Genomic DNA, 17,891 nt, shown 5'->3' with positions numbered 1-17,891 from the left:
CCTCAGAAGAAGATCTTCGCGGCGGACAGCAGGCCCTGGCTCCATGGGTCCCGGCTGGTGCGGCCGGTGGAGCCGCCGCCGGGGCGCTCGTGGCGGGCGGTGCGCCACCACTCGTACGTCCGCAGGATCGCGTCCTGGTTGGAGAGCTTGGGGGTGAAGCCGAGGCGGTCGGCGGCCTTGTCGATGCTGACGTACGAGTCGTCCATCAGCTTGTGGAGGAGCCGTCCGTACACCGGCGACAGCCTGGCCCGCTGGAGCCCGGCGAGCACGGTGAGCGCGGGGCGGGCGGGGAGTCCTATGACGCGTTTGCCGTGGCCCGCCGCGTCCAGGACGGCCTGGAAGTCCTCGCGGAGGGTGCGGAATTCGGCGGCGGCGAGGTTGTAGGTGTCGTTGGCGACCGGGTCGGGGGCGGTGAGGACGGTGGTGACGGCGTCGGTGAGATCGTCGATGCCGAACATCTGGATGCGGACGTCGCCCTTGCCGAGGACGGGGAAGTTGCGGCCCTCCTCGGCCCATTCGAAGAGCATGGAGAAGAGGCCCATGCGGCCCGGTCCCACGAAGGTCTTGGGCCGGAGGATCGGTACGCACATGCCCTCGGCGCGGTGGCGTTCGGCGATCTCCTCGGCGGCGGCCTTGGCGCGGCTGTAGGTGTCGACCGGTTCGCGGGGGTGCGACTCCGGGGTGGGGACCCGCTTGGGGAGTCCGTAGACGGCGGTGGAGGAGATGTGGACGACGCGCGGGGTGCGGGCGGCGCGGGCGGCGGCGAAGACGTTCTCGGTGCCGCCGACGATGATGGAACGTATCTGCTCGTCCGGGTAGCTGGGCAGCGCCGCCGCCGCGTGGACCAGCGCGGCGGAGCCGTCCAGGGCCCGGTCCATCAGGGCGCGGTCGCGGATGTCGCCGACGAGCTCCACCCCGGGGGCCGCGCGCAGATCGACGCCCCGGACCCGGTGGCCGTCGGCGGCCAGCCGTTCGGCGAGCCTTGAGCCGAGCATTCCGGCGGCGCCGGTGATCGTGATCACCACTGGGATCTCACCTTCTGCTTGATGAAGCGGGTCACCAGCCGGGTCAGCCCCAGGTCCAGCACCTCGCCGAGTGCTTCGACGGCGCGCTTGGCCTCGGTGGGCGGGGTGACCAGGGAGGGGCCGAGGACCAGCGGATTGAGGCCGTTGAGGGTGTAGTACGCGTAGATGTCGTGGTCCTCGTAGAGGGCGTTGATCACCGCGCAGGTCACCAGCTTGGTCTTGAAGCGCGGGTCGCGGGCGAGTCCGCCGGGGGCGAGCCTGGCGACCAGGTCGAGCAGCCGGGGGCCGCCGTCGACGAAGACGCCCCAGAGCGCGCCCGCGCCGGTCACCCGGCCGATGGCGTCGGGGTACTCCCTGGCCAGGGCGTTCAGGCCCGGTCCGAGGACCGCGCCGAGCGCGCGGGCACGGGCCGGATAGTCGTCCTCGACGGCGATGTTGACCGCCTCCAGCGCGGTCGCGCACTCCTCGCCGAAGCCGTAGTAGGTGGTGGAGGTGGACTGGAGGAGCGCGTCGCCGAGATTGTCGTAGGCGCGGCGGAGCACGGGTTCGCGGGCGATGTAGGCGGAGACGGAGGACTTGCCGCCGCCGAAGGACTTGGAGGTGGTGAGGATGTCCGGGACGAGCCCCTCGTACCGCATGAAGTGGAAGAGCGAGCCGGTCTTGCCCCAGCCGCTGTAGATCTCGTCGAAGATCAGCACGATGTCGTGGCGGGTGCACAGCTCGCGCAGGCCGCGCAGGAACTCCTCGGAGCACTGCTGGACGGTGGAGGCGCTGAACGGCTCGATGAGGAGGGCGTAGACATCGCCGGGGTGGGCGGCGACCGCCGCGCGGACCGAGTCGAGATCGCCGTAGCGGAAGGTCCCGATGCCGGGGATGGTGGGGAAGGGGAACTGGCTCTGGCCGGTCAGTCCGCCGGAGCCGAGCAGTTTGCCGTGGAAGGCGCAGTCGGCGCGGAGGACGGTGCCCCGGCGGCCGTTGTGGTATTTGTACGCCAGTTTCACCGCGCCCTCGACGGCCTCGGCCCCCGAGTTCGGCAGGAAGGACATGGTCAGATCGCCGGGGAGGACTTCGGCGAGATTGGCGGACAGGGCGGCGAGGTAGGGCGAGAAGTAGGTCTTGTGGACCTCCATCCGCTTCTCGCGGGCGAAGCGCTCGCGGACGGCGAGGATGCGCGGGTGGTTGTGGCCGTGGTTGAGGACGCCGACCCCGCCGGTGAGATCGAGGACGCGGCGGCCGTCGGTGAGGGTGAGATAGGGGCCTTCGGCGTGGTCGACCAGCTCGCGGCCGAAGCCGAAGGAGGTCATCAGGGACACCTGGCTCTTGTTCACATGGCGTCGGTAGAGGTCGTGGACCTCGCCGATGTCCAGGCGCTGGGCGTCGTCAAGGGTGTACACGGGGGTCTCCCACGGGGGTCGGGTTTCTGAGGTCTCTGTGCCGTGCCCAGGTGAGGACCACGGCCGAGCCGCCGAGTTCGGCGGCCACGCACACGGCCCGGCTGGCGATCGCGGCCGTGGCCGCCGCCCCCGCCGGGAGCACCGCCGACAGGGCGGCGGTGATCGTCAGCTCCCGTACGCCCCAGCCGTCGGGCACGATCACGGCCAGGCTGCTGACGACCGCCGCCAGGGCGAACGCGCCGACGGCCGTGGTCAGTCCGGACCAGGGCGGGGCGTCCAGGGCGAGCACCAGGAACCACAGGTGGAGGCCGGAGATCAGCCAGGACGCGAGGGCCAGCAGGATCGACCGGCGTACGGCGCTGTCCGGCGGCGGCTGGACCGACTGCCCGAAGAGCCGCAGCAGCGCGGTGACCGGGCGGGTCGCCAGCGCGGGGCGGACCGTGCAGGCGAGCAGGGCGAGCGCGGGGAGGCAGAGCCACGGCCAGTGGCCGCCGCCGGGCAGCGCGGCGGGCGCGGCGAGCAGGGCGACGCCCGCGCCGGTCACGATGGTCAGGGCGAGGGCCAGCAGATAGGCGGAGGTCATCCGCGCGCCGGTGACGCCGGCCGCCCGCCCGTGGGTGACATGGGCGAGGAGTCCCCAGATCCGGCCGGGGATGTACTTGCCGAGCTGGCCCAGGAAGAAGATCCGGGCGGCCGTCAGGCCCCTGACCCGGTGCTCGCCGGGGACGAGCGCCCGCCAGGAGCGCACCGCGAGGAACAGCCCCGCGAGATACGCCGTGAGGGAGGCGGCCAGCAGCGGCAGCGCCTCGGCGCGGGCGAAGGCGCGGGCGGCGGCCGGGCCCTCGTCGCGCAGCAGCAGTACGAGGCCGATGAGCGCGGCGAGGACGACCACGGGGGTGAGGAAGCGGCGTACGGCGCGGTCGACGGCCGGGGAGAACAGCCGGGCGGCGAGACCTGCGCCGGGACCGGGACTCGCGTTGGGGCCGGGTCTCGTGCCGGGACCGGTGCTCATGCCGGGCTCCGGTCGCCGGTCGGCGCCGGGGCGGGCCTCGGGGCGAGTGCCATGCGGACGGCGCCGGTGGCCGCGCCGGTCAGCAGGGCGCCGTGGACGAGGAGATGGAGCCCGGCGACGTACGGCGCGAAGGCAGGGCCCCGGTGCCGGGCCGCGAAGCGCAGCAGGCCGAGATTGGCCCCGCAGAAGGCGAGGGCGGCGAGCGCGGGCACGGCGGGGCGCACCGGGAGCAGGGGCAGGGTGGCGAGGGTGAGGGCGGCGGCGGCCACCGAGGCGGGGGTGTTGGCGGTGAGGTTGCGCCGGCCGCTGCGGCGGGCCGAGGCGAGCGCGGGCACCAGCAGCAGCGCCCGGCGGTAGGTCTCGGCGAGCAGCGGGAGCAGCCGGTGCTCCTCGTCGTGGTGGGCGACGATGCGGTCGGTGAGCACGATCCGGTAGTGGGGGGCGAGCCGGTCGCTGAACTCCAGGTCCTCCGAGTCGCGGAGGCTCTCGTCGAAGCCGCCCACCCGCTCGAAGACCTCGCGCGGCAGGGCGGCCTGGGCCAGGAACGCGGTCTGCGTCTCGCCCACTCCGCGCGCCCGCCACCAGTGGGCGTGGAGCACCTTGTACCGCTCGACGGGGCCGTCGTCGTACAGCGGATCGGGGGCGATGACGCCGTGGACGCAGCCGCAGCGGGGGTCGGCGCGCAGGATGTCGACGGCGGCGGCGACCGAGCCGGGGGTGAGGGCCTCGTCCGAGTCGAGGAAGAAGACGATGTCGCCGGTGGCGGCGGCGACACCGGTGTTGCGGGCCGCCGACACGCCCCTGTTCCGTTCGTGACGCAGCAGGGTGCAGGGGCGGGTGCGGGCGATCTCGGCCGTACGGTCGGTGCTGGCGTCGTCCACCACGATCACCTGGTGGATCCGGGAGGTCTGGGCGTAGACCGAGTCCAGGCAGGCGGCCAGGGTCCGGGCGGAGTTGTGGGCCGGTATGACAACCGATACGGAGAGCGTCATACGGACAGTTCAGTCGCGCGCCGTATCGGTTGCGTATTCCGTGGCTATCGTGCGGTTATCACGTGACTATTGATCAGCTATCGGCCGATTATCAGTCGATTATCGGTCGGCTATCGACACGATATCGATCACCGGAGATCCTTCAGCGGCCCGCGCTGTCGAGACGGCGGCGCTGGTCGTCGTCCAGCCGGAGGGCGAGCGAGCCCATGGCCTCCTCCAGCTGGGCCACGGAGCTGACGCCGACGATGGGCAGGGCGGCCGGGTCGCCGTCGAGCAGCCAGGCGAGCACGGTCTGGTTCACGCTCGCGCCCAGTTCGTCCGCGACCTCGCGCAGGGCGGCGAGGCGGGGGCCGGTGCCGGGGTGGTCGTAGGCGGCCGGGAGGGCGACGTCCTTCCGGGCGTAGCCGCCGGAGAGCAGCGCGCTGTAGACCCAGAGCCGCAGATCGCCCTCGGCGCCGACGTAGTCGAGGAGTTCGGGGGTGACGTGCCGGTGGCCGGAGGAGGGCAGCGGTATGTCGAAGCGGGGCTGGAGATAGGAGTGGCGGTACTGGAGGTGGGTGTAGCGCGGCCGGTCCCCGGCGAGCGCGCGGGCCCGCTCCACGCTCCACACGGCGTGGTTGCTGACGCCCAGCTCGGCCGCCTTGCCCTCGTCGACCAGGGCGGCGAGCGCGCCGACGGTCTCGGCCAGGGGGACGCCCCGGTCCTCGACGTGGGACCAGTAGACGTCGATCCGGTCGGTTCTCAGCCGGCGCAGGCTGTCCTCGGCGGCGGAGCGGATCGCCTTCGCGGAGAGGCCCTCGGTGCCGCCGGGGCCGGGTCCGGTGCCCGAGGCGGCGGGCCGGCCGCCGGCCTTGGTGCTGATGACGAAGTCCTCGCGGACGCCACGCCGGGCCAGCCAGTTCCCTACTGTGATCTCGCTCTCGTCACCGGTTCCTCCCTCGACCCAGTAGGCGTAGTTGTTCGCGGTGTCGAGCACCGTGCCGCCCAGTTCGGCGAAACGGTCGAGAATCGCGAAGGACAAAGGCTCGTCCACGGTTGTGCCGAAGGCCAGAGTGCCGAGTGCGATGGTGCGATCAGGTGTCGTCATGCGATCACTCTGACAGTTAGAGCTGACTCACAGTCAATTGATAGCGCCGCTGAGCCCGTTGAGTTCGCGTGTTCTCTCGCGGCATACTGCGAGGCCCCGGGGGGACGGGCTGCGTACAGCCTGTCGACCAACCCCCCGGACGGGTGAACGAGCCACGTTCACCCTCTTCGCTCATCTCCAGGGGGAGACTTGCGTAGTCAAGTAAGCAAGGTGGCCGTGACCACGATCGCCGCGGCGGCAGCCGTGGCACTGACGGCGGGCATGACCGGCCCGGCGGCAGCGATCGAGGAGCGTGCCGAGACCCAGAGCGCCGCCTTCGCCCAGTCGGGCAAGGCCGGCGCCGGGCGTACCGAACACCGGATCACCCTGATCACCGGCGACCGTGTGCTGGTGGACGCCAAGGGCCGGGTCACCGGTCTGGAGCGCGCCAAGGGCCGCGAGGACATACCCGTGCAGACCCGCACGGTCAACGGCGACACCTATGTCATTCCGCTCGACGCAGCCGAGCTGATCAGCTCGGGCAAGCTCGACCGCCGCCTCTTCAACGTCACTCAGCTGAGCAAGGCCGAGAGCCGCAAGGCGCACCGCGACGGCCTCAAGGTCATCGTCGGCTACCGGGGGGCCTCGGCCCAGGCGGCCAAGGCCGATGTGCGGGCGGCGGGCGACACCGAGGTGCGCCGCAGCCTGAAGACGCTGAACGCGGACGCGGTCACCACGCCCGAGCAGGACGCGACCTCCCTGTGGGAGGCCCTCACCAAGCCCGGCGACAGCGGGCGCGCCACGGCGGCGGGCATCAGCGGGGTGTGGCTGGACGGCGTCCGCCGCGCCCACCTCGACAAGAGCCGCGCGCAGATCGGCACGCCGAAGGCGTGGAGCGCCGGTTACAAGGGCAAGGGCGTCAAGATCGCGGTGCTGGACACCGGCGTCGACGCCACCCACCCGGACCTCAAGGACCAGGTCGTCGGGGCGAAGAACTTCACCGCCTCCCCCGACACCAAGGACCGCTTCGGCCACGGCACCCATGTCGCGTCCATCGCGGCGGGCACCGGCGCGAAGTCGGGCGGCAAGTACGCCGGTGTCGCCCCCGAGGCCAAGGTCCTCAGCGGCAAGGTGCTCGACGACAACGGCTCCGGCGACGACTCCGGGATCATCGCGGGCATCGACTGGGCCGTGGAGCAGGGCGCCAACGTCATCAACCTCAGCCTCGGCGGGTACGACGGCCCGGAGCTGGACCCGCTGGAGATCCACGTCAACAAGGTGACGGCGGAGAAGGACGTCCTCTTCGCCATCTCCTCCGGCAACGAGGGCCCCGGCGCGGGCACGGTCGGCTCGCCCGGCAGCGCGGAGGCCGCGCTGACCGTCGGCGCGGTCGACGACAACGACAAGCTGGCGAACTTCTCCAGCATCGGCCCCCGGGCCGGCGACGGCGGCCTCAAGCCGGACGTCACCGCCCCCGGTGTGGACACCACCGCCGCCTCCGCCCCCGGCAGCCTGATCGCCAAGGAGGTCGGCGAGAAGCCCGCCGGATACTTCTCGATCTCGGGTACGTCGATGGCGGCCCCGCACGCGGCCGGCGCGGCGGCGCTGCTCAAGCAGCAGCACCCGACGTGGAAGCCCGCGCAGATCAAGGGCGCGCTGGCCGGTTCCGCCAAGGGCGGCAAGTACAGCGCCTTCCAGCAGGGTTCGGGCCGTATCGCGGTCGACCAGGCCATCAAGCAGACCGTGATCGCCGAGCCGGTGTCGCTGAGCTTCGGGGTGCAGCAGTGGCCGCACACCGATGACAAGCCCGTCACCAAGCAGGTCACCTACCGCAACCTGGGCACCGCGGACGTCACCCTGGACGTCTCGGCCACGGCGACCGACCCGAAGGGCAAGCCCGCCCCGGCCGGCTTCTTCACCCTCGGCTCGAACAAGGTCACCGTCCCGGCCGGCGGCACCGCGACCGTCGATCTGACGGCCAACACCCGCCTCGGCGGCACGGTCGACGGCCACTACTCGGCGACCGTCGTCGCGACGGGCGGCGGCCAGAGCGTCCGCACGGCCGCCGCGGTCGAGCGCGAGGTCGAGTCGTACGACGTGACCGTCAAGCACACCGGCCGCGACGGCAAGCCCGCGCCCAACGGCCGCACCAGCCTCTTCAACTTCGCCAACGAGGGCCGCTGGTACGACGTCAGCGACCCGTCGGGCGAGCAGACCATCCGGGTGCCCAAGGGCGAGTACGTCGTCGACGGCATCGTCGTGGTCGACCCGGAGAGCTGGACCAAGGGCGTCGACGTCCTCGTCCAGCCCAAGCTGAACGTCAACAAGAAGACGACGCTCAACATCGACGCCCGTGTCGCCAAGCCGGTCGACATCAAGGTGCCGGACGCCAAGGCCAAGGCTTCGTTCGGCGTCTTCGAGTACAGCCTGGACTTCAAGGACGGCGGCTACGGCAGCGGCTACTTCGCCGACAGCTTCGACCAGTTCCGGACCGCCCACCTCGGCCCCGAGGTGACGGACGGCTCGCTCTCCCAGACCTTCTCCACCCAGTGGCTGGTCGGCGGGAGCACGGAGTACAACACTGTCTCCGGCGGCAAGACGAAGAAGGTCTCGGCCGGATACACCAAGCACTACAAGGCCGCCGACCTGGCCACCTTCAAGGCCGGACTCGGCTCCTCGGCCAAGAACAAGCAGGCCGAGCTGCGGTTCTGGGGTTACCTGCCGGGCTCCGGCGGCAGCGTCTCCTCCGCCGGTCCGGTCAAGGCGCCCGGCACCCGGACGGTTCACCTCTCCACCGACTCCAAGGTGGAGTGGAATGTGAACTACAACCAGATCGGCGGTGTCGACCCCGACGGCTGGCCGATCTACGACGGTGGGTACCAGATCCCCTCCACCGCGTACAAGGCGGGCAAGACCTACTCCGAGAACTTCAACACCGGCGTCCACGGCCCGGTCGTCGGCAAGGAGTTCGGCGTCTTCCGCGAGGGCAACGAGCTGGCCGGATCGGTCCCGGTCTTCGGTGACGGCGCGGGCCACGCGGGCTGGTCGGGCCTCTCCTCGGCCAAGACCACCCTGCACCGCGGCAAGACCAAGGTCGGCGAGAACAACGACCCGCTGTACGGCGAGAAGACCTTCAAGGTGGGCGCGGCCGACGCCGAGTACACCCTCGCCACCTCCCAGAAGCGCGACGCCAAGGCCGGCGCGGTCGCCAGCCGCATCGACGCCAGCTGGACCTTCCGCTCCAAGAAGCCCGCGGCCAACAAGTCGTCCCAGGTGCTTCTCTCCACCGCGCACTTCGGTGCCAAGGTGGGCCTGGACAGCACCGTCCCGGCCGGCAAGACCCAGTCGGTGCCCGTCACCGTCCACGGCCCGGCCGCGGGCAAGAACCTCAAGTCCCTCACCGTCAAGGTCTCCTACGACCAGGGCAAGACCTGGAAGAAGCTGACCGTCACCAAGGGCAAGGTCAGCGTCAAGAACCCGGCGAAGGGCAAGGGCATCGCGTACCGCGCCGAGGTCGCCGACAAGAAGGGCGGCAAGTCCTCCTTCACGGTCTACAACGCCTACCTCGGCAAGTAACCACACGCATTACTTGTACAACTGACTGAGCGCCGGGAGACCGGCGAACGAGGGCGGCCCATCGGAGACTTATCCGATGGGCCGCCGCTCTGTGCGGCAACGGACCTACCCTCTTCTGTGAGAACACCTTCGCCATGCTGACCGCTGTGTTTCGGGACCACGGAGAATTCGTGGCCCTCGCCCTCGTACTCACCCTCCTCGCCGGAGCCCTCGCCCACCGGGCCGCCCGCGCCCGGGGCGATCGTCCGGTGGTCACGGCCCTGTGGGTGGCCTGCACCACCGCGGTCCTCTCGCTGACGCTCTGGACCACGGGCGGCGCGACCGATCTGCGGTGCGTCATCGACAGGGACGTGCTGGAACCCTTCCGGCACCTGGAGGGCAGACTCAACGCGGCGATGTTCGTCCCCTTCGGATTCCTGGGCGTCCTGGCCACCCGCCGGGTCGCCCTCATGGCCTGCCTCGCCCTGGTGCTGCCCGTCTCGATCGAGACCGTCCAGGTACTGACGTCGCCCCTCACCGGCGGCTGCGACCCCAGCGATCTCGTCGCGAACACCTTCGGCGCGATCTGCGGGGTGGGCCTGGGGGTCGTGGTCAACAGGATGCGCAGAAGACCCTGTGCCCCGACGCCGCGCTACGCGCTGGCCGCCTGCGGGGTGGCCTTCGTCCTCCTGGGGGCCTCGTGGGCGGCATGGGTGAATGTCACCGTCTGGGACCGGACGATGACCCTCGCCTCGGCGAGCCCCGCGCAGAAGGCCGCCGTCGGCGAGGCCCTGAGACGGTCCTTCGGAGACCGCTACCCGATCACGGGCGTCGACTTCACGAACGGGGAGGCGGGCACCGGAACGGTCACCGCTCATTTCGCCGCCGGGTCCGCCGAGTTGTCATGGCCCGACCTTGAGCATTTCACGGTGAACCTGATCCCCCGGCGGGTCGAGGAAGGGCACGCCTTCCCCGTACCGGGCGCCAGCGGACCCGTCAGAACGCACAAGGAGGCGGAGCGTGTCGCCCTCGCCTACGCCGAGCGATTCGCCCCGTGGGGGCTGAGGCGATCGGTCATGGACGTCGAGCGCCTCGGCGAGGAATCGTCCCCCGGCTGGCTGGTCAGCTGGCGGCACCGGGACGGAGACCTGCCGACGCCCACCCGCCTGGATGTCCTCGTCGACTCCGAAGGGCACATCAGCGACCTGATCACACGCCGTGCCGGCGAGTAGAGTCTCCGCGTATGAGCCCCCCGCAGCCACCCGGTAAGCACCCCCTGGATCCGGCCGGGGCGATCATCCGCTCCGTCGCCTCGCGCATGGCGCGCCGCCTCGCGGGCCGGCCGTTGCCGGTGGGGGCGCTGTCGTCGGTCATGGAGCTGACGGAGAACGACGAGACCGAGATGGCCATGGACGAGATCGGACGGGTGATCGAGTACTACCGGCTCCCGGTTCTCCGGGCGGAGTACGGAGAGCTGCTCCTCGCCGCCGAGCAGCTCGACTCGCTGGACTCGCTCACCGACACCGGGGTCGAGCGGTTCGTCGTCGACGGTTAGCCGTCGGGGGTCGGCCCGTCGGCAGTCGGCCCGTCGGCAGTCGGCCCGTCGGCAGTCGGCAGTCGGCAGTCGGCAGTCGGCAGTCGGCAGTCAGCCGAGCTGTTCGGCGAGGGCGAGGACGATGCCCGCGGGGCCCCGGAGATAGCAGAGGCGGTAGGCGTTCTCGTAGCGGGCCACCTCGCCGAGGAGTTCGGCGCCGTGAGTACGGAGACGGGCGAGGGTGTCGTCGATGTCGTCGACGGCGAACATGACGCGGTGCAGGCCCAGTGTGTTGGGGGGCGGGGCCGCGGGCTCGGGGCGGCCGGCCGCGGGGGTGTGGTACTTCGCCAGTTCGAGCCTGCCGCTGCCGTCCGGGGTCCGCAGCATCGCGATGTCGCTCAGGATGCCGTCGAGACCGACGGTGCGGTCCGCCCAGAGTCCTTCGATCCGTGCCGTGCCTTCCAACTCCATGCCCAGCTCGGCGAAGAACGCGACGGCCGCGTCCAGGTCGTCCACGACGATGCCGACGTTGTCCATACGCTGAACAGCCATGCCTCCGACCATAAGGGCCGGGGCGAACCGCCGCCTCCGGTACCGGACCAGGACCTTGGCTAGGAGGCGTGGCGGCCGGAGGTCTTCCTGACCGCCTTCTTGGCGGTCTTGACGCTCTTGGCGGGCTTCTTCGCCGCCGCCGACGTGGTCTTCGTGGCCGCGGGTTTCCTCTCCGCGCTCTCCGCGCTCTCCGCGGTCTCCGCCCTCTTCGTGCTCTTCGTGCTCTTCGTCGCGGTCGACTTCTTCGGTGCGGCCTTCTTGGCCGCGGTCTTCCTCGCGGTGATCGTCTTCTTCGCCCCCGCTCCCCCGCCGGAGCCGCTCCCCCGGCCCTTGATCGGCGTCACCTCCGCGACCCGCGCCCCGTCGCCGTCCCCGTCGCCCCCGCGCGACTGCCTGGCGGCCCGCACGCTGTTCTCCAGCGCCGCCATGAGGTCGATGACCTGCCCGTCGCCGGGCTCCTCGCCGGCCGCGGCGGGAAGGGCCGCGCCGCCGTCGGCCTTGGCGGCGATCATGGATTCGACGGCCTCGCGGTAGTCGTCGTGGAGGGAGGACATGTCGACTTCGCCGAGGGTGTCCATCAGGGCGTCCGCGAGATCGAGTTCGGCGTCGCGGACGGTCACCTCGGACTCGGGGGCGATGCCCTCGGGGCGGCGGATCTCGTCGGGCCAGAGAAGGCCGTGCATGGCGATCACGTCGTCCACGACACGGAGCATGCCCAGGCGCTCCCGGCCCCGGAGGGCGAACTTGGCGAGGGCGACCTTCTGGCTCCGTTTGAGGGCCTCGCGGAGCAGGGTGTAGGGCTTGGCGGCGGGGACGCCGTTGGCGGAGAGATAGTAGGCGGCGTCCATCTGGAGCGGGTCGATGGAGGCGGCGGGGACGAAGGCGACGATCTCGATCGTCTTGGCCGTCGGCAGGGGCAGCGCCGCCAGATCCTCGTCGGTGATCGGGATGATCGACCCGTCCACGTCCTCGTACCCCTTGCCGATCTCGGCCGACGGGATCTCCTTCTCCTCCAGCTCGCAGACCTTGCGGTAGCGGATCCGGCCGCCGTCGGCCGTGTGGATCTGGCGGAAGGCGACGGAGTGGTTCTCGGTGGCGTTGACCAGCTTGATCGGGATGCTGACCAGGCCGAAGGAGATAGCGCCGTTCCAAATGGATCGCACCATTAATCCCTCTCCTCCGAAAAATCCTTATTCGTGGGATTCTCATCGTATGACGCCGATCACCGAGGTGGCCGGGCGGCGGCTGGCGCTCAGCAATCTCGACAAGGTCATCCACCCCGCGACCGGCACCGCCAAGGGCGAGATGCTGCACTACTACGCCCTCACCGCCGATGCGCTGCTCCCCCACCTCCGTGACCGGCCGGTCTCCTTCCTGCGGTATCCGGACGGGCCCGGGGGCCAGCTGTTCTTCACCAAGAATCCGCCGCCCGGTACGCCATCGTGGGTACGGACCACCCCCGTGCCCCGCTCGGAGGACCCGGGCGCGCGCCAGATCGTGGTGGACGATCTCCCGTCGCTGATGTGGGCGGCGAACCTGGTGGTGGAGTTCCACACCCCGCAGTGGCGGGCCGGACGGCCCGGCGTCGCCGACCGGCTCGTCCTCGATCTCGACCCCGGCCCGCCCGCCACCGCCGCCGACTGCTGCGCCGCCGCCCTGTGGCTGCGGGAGCGGCTGGCGGCGGACGGGCTCGAAGCCTGGGTGAAGACCTCGGGCTCCAAGGGGCTGCATCTGATGGTGCCGATCACCCCGACCGGCTCCCGGGAGGTGTCCGCGTACGCGAAGGCCCTCGCCGTGGAGGGGGAGGCCGCGCTGCCCCGGCTGATGCTGCACCGGATGGCGCGCGCCCTGCGGCCCGGGAAGGTCTTCGTCGACCACAGCCAGAACGCCGCCGCGAAGACCACAGCCGCGCCCTACACCCTGCGGGCCCGTGCCGAGCCGACCGTCTCCACGCCGCTGACCTGGGAAGAGGTGGCGGACCGCCGGAATCTGAGCTGTTCGCTCGCCGATCTCGCCCCCCGGCTGGAGCGGTACGGCGATCTCTTCGCCCCGCTGGCCGACCCCGGCCGGGCCCGGCCGCTGCCATGAATCCGGCCACCCGCCCCGACTCGCCGCTCCGGCCGCCGCTGCGGGTGGCCCGCGCGGAGGCGGTCAGCGTGCTGCCGCGCGGCGCGAACCTCGCGTACGAGCCGAAATTCGACGGCCACCGGATGCTGATCTTCCGGGTGGGCGGGGAGACGGTCCTCCAGGCGCGCTCCGGGCGGATCGTCACCGGCGCGTTCCCGGATCTGGCGGAGGCGGGGCGGGCGCTGCCGGAGGGCTCGGTGCTCGACGGCGAGGTGGTCGTCTGGACCGGCGGGCGTACGGATTTCGCCGCCGTCCAGCGGCGCGCCACCGCGACCCCGGGGCGCGCGCCCGCGCTGGCGCGCCGGCTGCCCGCCTCGTACGCCGCCTTCGATCTGCTCGCGGAGGGCGGCGAGGATGTCCGGGGCCTGTCGTACGAGGCGAGACGGCGGCGGCTGGTGGCGCTGCTGGCCCCGCTCGGGCCGCCGCTCCAGGCCGTGCCGATGACCCTGGACCCGGAGGAGGCGGTGAGCTGGTACGCCTCGCTGCCCGCGATCGGCGTCGAGGGGCTGGTGATCAAGCGGCTGGACCAGACGTACCAGACCCATCCGGGCGGGGCCCGGGCCTGGCGGAAGCTGCGGCACACCGCCGTGCGCGACGCGGCGGTCATCGGCTTCACCGGCCCGGCGGAGCGCCCGGCGGCCCTGGTGGTGACCGTGCCGGACGACGACGCCCCGGTGGTGACGAGTCCGCTGGCCCCGGCGCTGCGGCCGCAGGCGGCGGCCGCCCTGCCCCCGCTCGCGGCGGTGCCGGGCGAGCCGCCCCGGGCGATGGCCCTCGGGATCGGCGCCATCGCCTATCTGCCGGTGGAGCCGGGGCTGATGGCCGAGGTCGAACAGCGCACCACCCGGCACGGCACGACCTCGGTGGTACGGCTGCGGCTGCCGCAGGACCTCGACGCGGACGCCACGGGCGACACGAGTGGTACGGACGACACGGGCGGCGCGGACGACACGAGCGGCGCGGAGACGGACGACGGCCTCTGATTCGGGGCCGAAAATGACGGCGACGGCCACCTGGTTGAAGCGTAAAGTGCGGGCCGTGGATCCAGCTGACTTCTACACCGGTATCGTCGCCGAACTGTACGGACCGCTGAAAGCGGTGTCCCAGGACCCGGCCCCCTACGCGGCGTTCGTCCAGGAGGCGGGCGCTCCGGCGCTCGAACTCGGGTGCGGGGACGGCGATCCCCTGCTCGGTCTGCGCCGGCTCGGACTGGATGTCGAGGGCGTCGACTCCTCGGCGGACATGCTGGACCGATGTCGCCGCCGGGCGCGGGCGGAGGGCCTGGACGTCACCGTCCACCACCAGCGGATGGAGGCGCTCGACCTGCCGCGCCGCTACCGCGCGGTCTTTCTCGCCGGGCCGACCTTCAATCTCCTCCCCGACGACGCCACCGCGCTGGCCGCCCTCCGGGGCGTCCGCGCTCATCTCGCCGAGGGGGGCACCGCCCTCGTGCCCCTGTTCGTCCCCTCGCCCACCCCCGCCGAACAGTTCGGCCGGGTACGCACCGCCACCGCCGACGACGGCGCCGAACTGCGGGTGTCGGTGGTGTCCGAGGAGCGGGACGAGTCCGCGCGCACCCAGACGACGCTGCTGCGCTACGAGCGGCACCACGGCGGCGGAAGCACCGTCGTCGACCGCCCCTGGACGATCCACTGGCACAGCCGCGAGGGCTTCGAGTCCCTCGCCGCGACCGCCGGTCTCACCGCGGTCTCCGTCCGGGACACCACGGAAGCCACCCTTCAGGAATACCGACTGCGAAGCACCGATTGAGGGACCGGCCGCGCCGGGACCCGGCATTTGTTGGTACGGACTTATTCGCGGCATAGCGTGCTGCCCATACGCACGATGCCCCGATCCGACGACAGACGCTATCGACCATGAAATCAGGCCGGGGGCCTTCTGGGCAATATCCCCTCGATGTCCTGGGAGTGGTGCACACTCTCCCCAAGCACTCGGTCACGACAGCTCGTTCCGAGCGCGGAAGAGTTTCGCACGGCTCTTGGGAGGGGGCGGCGTGTTCGGGGGAATCGACGAGGTCGACTGGGCCGCGCTGGAGCATGCCTATGGACCGGCGGATGATGTGCCGGGCCTGCTGAGGGGCCTGGCGTCCGCCGATCCGGCGGAGCGCGAGGCCGCGCTCGACGGTATGTACGGCGCGGTTCATCATCAAGGCGATGTGTACGACGCGACATTGGCCTGTATACCGTTCCTGCTCGAATTGGCGGCGGATCCCGCGATCCAGGATCGCGGGGGCATTGTCGAGCTGCTGACCAGCATCGGCGGGATCGATCTGGACGGAGACGAAGAACTCGACCCGGATGACGAGGAGTTCGAGTACGCGGCGAATTACGCCATGGCCTCTTCGGCGGTGACGGCGGGGGCCGATGTCTTCCTCGCGCTCCTCGACTCGGACGACCGGGGGGTGCGGCTCACCGCCCCGCTGGCGCTCGCCACCCTGCACGGCGAACCGGATCTGGTACTCGGCCTGTTGCGCGAGCGGCTGAAGATCGAACAGGACTCCGAGGTGCGGTTCGCCTGTGTGGAGGCGGCCGGGCGGATAGCGCTGCGGCACGGCAGGCTCGCCTCCGAGGTGGTCGAGTGGCTGATCGAGCTGGCCCATCTGCCCTACGAGCCGGCACCGGGCCCGACTCCCGGCCCCGCTTCCGGCCCGGCCCCATGTAAAACCGTGCCCCCGGGCACCCCGGGAGCCTGGGACGCCCGGGGTTCGTACGACGCCGGGCTCCGGCTCTCCGCGCTCGCCCAGCTCGCCCGGTGCGCGCCGCAGGCGCTGCCCGCCGATGTGGTGCCGGGGGTGATGGGCCTGCTGCGGGAGGCCGGGGCGGAGACCGGGCCCGCTCACGGGGAAGCCGGCGAGGGCACGGACAGGGGCGGGGAGGGCGGGCCGCGCGCGCCGTGGACCGGCGATCTCCTCCGTACCCTGCACTCCGGCCTCGGCGACCGGGTCGCCGAGCGCACCGCCCTCCTCGCCGGACAGCTGCGCAGCCCCGACCCCGCCCAGCGGATCGACGCCATCCGGATGAGCAGCGGGCTGTTGCGCTCCTGGCGCGGCGAGTACGGCGAGCTGATCGGCCTGATCGGGGAGCAGCTCGACGCGGCGGAGCCCCGGCTGGCGAACGCCGCCGCCACCGCGCTCGGGGAGCTGTTCAAGCTGGCCGCGCCCGCCACGGACGCGCTCGCGGAGTTCGTGAGCGCCGAGCCCTCGCACTGGGTGCAGGAGTGGGCGAGCGGGCCCCGGATGCTCGGCAGCGCGGTGGCGGCGCTCGCCCGCGCCGGTGACGCGCGGGTGGTGCCGGTGCTGGGGCGGATGCTGGAGCTGCCGGAGGCCCCGCAGGATCTCGGCTATGTGCTGGACCATCTGGGCCCGGCGGCGGCCCCGCTCGCCCCCGCGCTGCGCGGCCGGCTGGCCGAGACCCGGCTGGACCACCGGCTCTACGACGTCGCGGGGCCGCTGCTGTACGGGCTCACGGCGCTGCGGGCGGTGGACGCGCTGCCGGAGGTGCTGCGCATACTGCGCGGCGCTCCCGAGTACCGCAGGGAGTGGGTGGAGGAGCTGGTGCTGCGGGCGCTCGCCGCCTTCGGCCCGGCCGCCGGGGAGGCGGTGCCCGATCTGCGGGCGCTGCTCGGCCGCGCTCCCCTGCTGCCCGGGGGGTTCGGGGTGAAGGTCGCGACGGCGTTATGGGCGGTGGAGGGCGACGCGGACGCCGTGCTGCCGACGCTGCGCGCGGCGCTGGCCTCGGCGGACTCCGGGACGCGCCGCTCGGCGGCCTGCACGCTGGGGTCGATGGGTCTCACCGCCAATCCGGCCTTCCCCGAGCTGCGGCTGCTGCTGCGGGCCTCCGATCCCTGGACCCGGGTGGACGGGGCGCTGGCGCTGTGGCGGGTGACCGACTATCCGGAGCCCGCCTGGCGGCTGCTGCGGAGCTCGTGGGGCGCGATGCCGTTCACCAGGGTGCCGATAGCCGAGCGGCTGGCGGAGCGGGCGTGGACCGCGGGCCCGCCGGTCGCGGAGTGCGCCGAGGGCGCGGAGCGGGTGCTGAGCGCCGAGCTGTCCCGGCCGAGGCGTCACAACGCCGTGGACGGGGGATACGGCAGCCATGACATCGTGAGGGACGAGAGGCTGCTGGCCCTGTGCCGGCGGGCGCTGACGAGGGAGAGACCGGGCGCATGATCATTTTCGGTACCAAGGGGTACATCCACCAGCTGGCGATACTCACCTTCGTGTGCGGCTTCTGCGGCAACCCGGCCGCGCACACGCTGCGCAAGCGGATCACCAAGTTCACGCTGTTCTTCGTGCCGCTGTTCCCCGTCTCCACGAAGTTCGCGACGCAGTGCACGTTCTGCGGCGCCGAGCGGAAGGCGAGCCAGGAGGAGGCGGACCAGCTGCTGGCGCAGAGCGCGGCCGGGCCCGGGCTCTCCGGTTCCGGCCCCTCGGCTCCGGGGGCACAGGGCTTCGCGGCAGGCGGCCAGGGGCAGGGCCAGGGTTACGGCCAGGGGCCGCAGGGGCCGCGGGGTCCGCAGGGGGGCAATCCGTACCAGCGTTGACGCGCCGGGGCCCGGCCCGGCGGGGTGCCGGGCGGTGCGCGACGTTTCCGAAATCTCCCTGCGCATATGGT

Annotated in this window: 15 protein-coding genes; 8 read left to right on the top strand and 7 right to left on the bottom strand. The window is 71.9% G+C overall.

Going from position 1 to position 17,891, the window contains the following annotated elements; all coding sequences use genetic code 11:
- Positions 1–2 precede the first annotated feature (2 nt).
- The 5 genes from IE247_RS13050 to IE247_RS13030 form a co-directional block, all read right to left on the bottom strand.
- Positions 3–1,025 carry an NAD-dependent epimerase/dehydratase family protein gene (locus IE247_RS13050; protein WP_190123219.1) on the bottom strand — a complete coding sequence of 341 codons (1,023 nt, stop codon included), beginning with the start codon at positions 1,023–1,025 and terminating at the stop codon, positions 3–5.
- The gene (locus IE247_RS13045; protein ID WP_190123218.1) at positions 1,019–2,419 is read right to left on the bottom strand and encodes an aspartate aminotransferase family protein; all 1,401 of its coding nucleotides are present in this window, start codon (positions 2,417–2,419) and stop codon (positions 1,019–1,021) included. Before IE247_RS13045 ends, IE247_RS13050 begins: the two co-directional genes overlap by 7 nt.
- Entirely contained in the window at positions 2,406–3,431 is a 1,026-nt protein-coding gene (locus IE247_RS13040; RefSeq protein ID WP_190123217.1) for a lysylphosphatidylglycerol synthase domain-containing protein, read from the bottom strand. Before IE247_RS13040 ends, IE247_RS13045 begins: the two co-directional genes overlap by 14 nt.
- Entirely contained in the window at positions 3,428–4,423 is a 996-nt protein-coding gene (locus IE247_RS13035; protein WP_190123216.1) for a glycosyltransferase family 2 protein, read from the bottom strand. The genes IE247_RS13040 and IE247_RS13035 overlap by 4 nt, the downstream gene beginning before the upstream one ends.
- A gap of 142 nt (positions 4,424–4,565) precedes the next feature.
- Complete coding sequence (locus IE247_RS13030) at positions 4,566–5,510, bottom strand: aldo/keto reductase (RefSeq protein WP_190123215.1); 945 nt, start codon at positions 5,508–5,510, stop codon at positions 4,566–4,568.
- 216 nt (positions 5,511–5,726) lie between these two features.
- On the opposite strand from IE247_RS13030, the gene IE247_RS13025 reads away from it, so the two are divergent.
- The 3 genes from IE247_RS13025 (at position 5,727) to IE247_RS13015 (ending at position 10,599) form a co-directional block, all read left to right on the top strand.
- The gene (locus IE247_RS13025) at positions 5,727–9,065 is read left to right on the top strand and encodes a S8 family peptidase (RefSeq protein ID WP_229869084.1); all 3,339 of its coding nucleotides are present in this window, start codon (positions 5,727–5,729) and stop codon (positions 9,063–9,065) included.
- 134 nt (positions 9,066–9,199) lie between these two features.
- The gene (locus tag IE247_RS13020; protein WP_190123214.1) at positions 9,200–10,276 is read left to right on the top strand and encodes a VanZ family protein; all 1,077 of its coding nucleotides are present in this window, start codon (positions 9,200–9,202) and stop codon (positions 10,274–10,276) included.
- 11 nt (positions 10,277–10,287) lie between these two features.
- Positions 10,288–10,599, top strand: coding sequence for a hypothetical protein (locus tag IE247_RS13015; protein WP_190123213.1), 312 nt, complete (start codon positions 10,288–10,290; stop codon positions 10,597–10,599).
- Positions 10,600–10,689: 90 nt separating this feature from the next.
- Here IE247_RS13015 and IE247_RS13010 read toward each other — a convergent pair whose 3' ends face one another.
- Positions 10,690–11,130, bottom strand: a complete 441-nt coding sequence (locus IE247_RS13010; protein WP_190123212.1) for a VOC family protein — start codon at positions 11,128–11,130, stop codon at positions 10,690–10,692.
- A gap of 59 nt (positions 11,131–11,189) precedes the next feature.
- Positions 11,190–12,293, bottom strand: a complete 1,104-nt coding sequence (gene ku, locus IE247_RS13005) for a non-homologous end joining protein Ku (RefSeq protein WP_190123372.1) — start codon at positions 12,291–12,293, stop codon at positions 11,190–11,192.
- 49 nt (positions 12,294–12,342) lie between these two features.
- Between ku and ligD the strand changes: the two genes are divergently transcribed.
- The 5 genes from ligD (at position 12,343) to IE247_RS12980 (ending at position 17,820) form a co-directional block, all read left to right on the top strand.
- Complete coding sequence (ligD, locus tag IE247_RS13000) at positions 12,343–13,218, top strand: non-homologous end-joining DNA ligase (protein WP_190123211.1); 876 nt, start codon at positions 12,343–12,345, stop codon at positions 13,216–13,218.
- Positions 13,215–14,240, top strand: a complete 1,026-nt coding sequence (locus tag IE247_RS12995) for an ATP-dependent DNA ligase (protein WP_190123210.1) — start codon at positions 13,215–13,217, stop codon at positions 14,238–14,240. Before ligD ends, IE247_RS12995 begins: the two co-directional genes overlap by 4 nt.
- A 55-nt stretch (positions 14,241–14,295) precedes the next feature.
- The gene (locus tag IE247_RS12990) at positions 14,296–15,027 is read left to right on the top strand and encodes a class I SAM-dependent methyltransferase (RefSeq protein WP_190123209.1); all 732 of its coding nucleotides are present in this window, start codon (positions 14,296–14,298) and stop codon (positions 15,025–15,027) included.
- Between the two features lie 244 nt (positions 15,028–15,271).
- Positions 15,272–17,446, top strand: a complete 2,175-nt coding sequence (locus IE247_RS12985) for a PBS lyase (protein WP_190123208.1) — start codon at positions 15,272–15,274, stop codon at positions 17,444–17,446.
- Positions 17,443–17,820, top strand: coding sequence for a zinc ribbon domain-containing protein (locus IE247_RS12980; RefSeq protein ID WP_190123207.1), 378 nt, complete (start codon positions 17,443–17,445; stop codon positions 17,818–17,820). The genes IE247_RS12985 and IE247_RS12980 overlap by 4 nt, the downstream gene beginning before the upstream one ends.
- Positions 17,821–17,891 lie beyond the last annotated feature (71 nt).

The sequence above is a fragment of the Streptomyces inusitatus genome (genome assembly GCF_014651115.1).
Classification (GTDB): Bacteria; Actinomycetota; Actinomycetes; order Streptomycetales; family Streptomycetaceae; genus Streptomyces; species Streptomyces amakusaensis.
Note: the sequence above shows the minus strand (reverse complement) of the source record. Positions and strands in the feature narration are given on the sequence as shown.